We start from the raw sequence: 1,766 nt of genomic DNA, 5'->3' as shown, positions 1-1,766 counted from the left end.
AAGAGGGTGTCCCAAAAGTCATTAAAATGACGGAGCATCCTCTTCATTTTCTAAACAAAAAGAAACCGTTCCTTGGTAAAATGGAAGTGCGACCCACCATTAGCCAAAGGAGACGGTTTCTTTGTACATTCAATATACCATGGATCAACTTTGCTTGCCAATGGATTTGGAAGAGGATATTCCGGAGAATCACCTCGTTCGCATTGTCAACGCTGCGGTTAATCGTCTGGACGACGCCATTTTCGACGCGGCTTACCCTGGAGGTGGACGAGACAGCTACCACCCCAAGATGCTCACCAAAGTCATCCTCTACGCCTACACCCAGCGCATCTACTCCTCTCGCCAGATTGCCAAAGCCGTCCGGGAAAATATCATGTTCATGTGGATATCCGGCAGGCAGCGCCCCGACTTTCGCACCCTCAACCGCTTCCGCTCCGAGCGCATGAAAGACGTGCTGGAGAAGGTATTCACGACGGTTCTTCAATTTCTGGCCGAGGAGAAATACATACGGCTGGAGCATTATTTTGTGGACGGCACCAAGATCGAAGCGAATGCCAACCGGTATACGTTTGTGTGGGGCAAGGCCGTCGTCAAGCACAAGGCCAAGCTGCAGGAGAAGGTAAAAACCTTGTTCGCCACCATTGAAGAAGCCGAGAAGCAAGAAGAGCGCATCCATAGCGGCCGGGATCTTCCCGAGCTGGGCGAGGCTTCAGCGCTAACGGGCGAAAAGCTGGAGCAAGCCGTCAAAGAGCTGGAAGAGCGCTTGCAGGAGAAGCCTAAAGACAAGCCGCTTAAAAAGGCGGTGCGTACACTCCGCAAGGACCTGCTCCCACGTCTCCAGAAGTACGAGGCGCATGAAGAGATTTTAGACACAAGGAACAGCTACAGCAAAACCGACCCTGACGCCACCTTCATGCGTATGAAAGAAGACCACATGCGAAACGGCCAGCTGAAGCCGGGTTACAATGTGCAGATCGGGACCGAAAATCAGTTCATTCTGGGCTACAGCGTCCATCAGCGGCCGACGGATACGCGCTGCCTCATCCCACATCTGGAGAAAATCAAGGAGCAACTCGGCAAACGGCCCCAAACGGTCATCGCTGACGCCGGCTATGGCGGGGAAGAAAATTACGACTATTTGGAGCAGAATGAGATTCGAGCCGTCGTCAAATACGGCACGTATCACCGGGAGAAGACGAAAGCCTGGCAAGGAGATATCAGCAAGATCGACAACTGGACTTATAACAGCGAAGAAGATACATGGACCTGTGCGAACGGGCAAACGCTTCATTTCCGGCGAGTGAGCAAGGAAAAGACGGAAAGCGGGTATGAAATCGAACATCGGCATTACCGCAGCACCAGCTGCGAGGCGTGCCCGTTAAAACCGCAATGCACCAAGGCCGAAGGAAATCGGGAAATCAAAGTCAGCCTGAAGTATCTGCGGTTTAAGGAGCAGACCAGGCAAAAGCTCCGTAGTAAAGAAGGGTACGCGCTAGCCGTCAAGCGGATGATAGAGCCGGAACCGGTATTTGGCGCCATCAAGAACAACCGAGGGTTTAAGCGGTTCCTACTTCGAGGCTTAGGCAAAGTTAGCCTGGAGGTCGGGTGGCTTTCGCTTGCCCACAATCTGCTGAAAAAGGCAGCCGTGGACGCGAACAGCAAAGGAGCTAAGCGAGAATAGACCGCTTAGCTCCTTGTTTTTGAAATAGGCGCTTATTTTGGTGCTGGGGTATTCCCATATTTAGCTTTTGGGACAGCCTGTTTTT

Annotated in this window: 1 protein-coding gene; it reads left to right on the top strand. The window is 52.3% G+C overall.

What is annotated here, in order from left to right; genetic code table 11:
- Positions 1-121: 121 nt before the first annotated feature.
- A complete protein-coding gene (locus tag RBI05_RS19200; RefSeq protein WP_310552212.1) occupies positions 122-1,681 on the top strand; it encodes an IS1182 family transposase in 1,560 nt (519 codons plus the stop codon).
- The last annotated feature ends 85 nt before the right edge of the window (positions 1,682-1,766 follow it).

Origin of the sequence: Paenibacillus glufosinatiresistens (assembly GCF_031470375.1) — a bacterium.
Classification (GTDB): domain Bacteria; phylum Bacillota; class Bacilli; order Paenibacillales; family Paenibacillaceae; genus Paenibacillus_AQ; species Paenibacillus_AQ glufosinatiresistens.
This window is presented reverse-complemented; position numbering and strand designations above follow the sequence as displayed.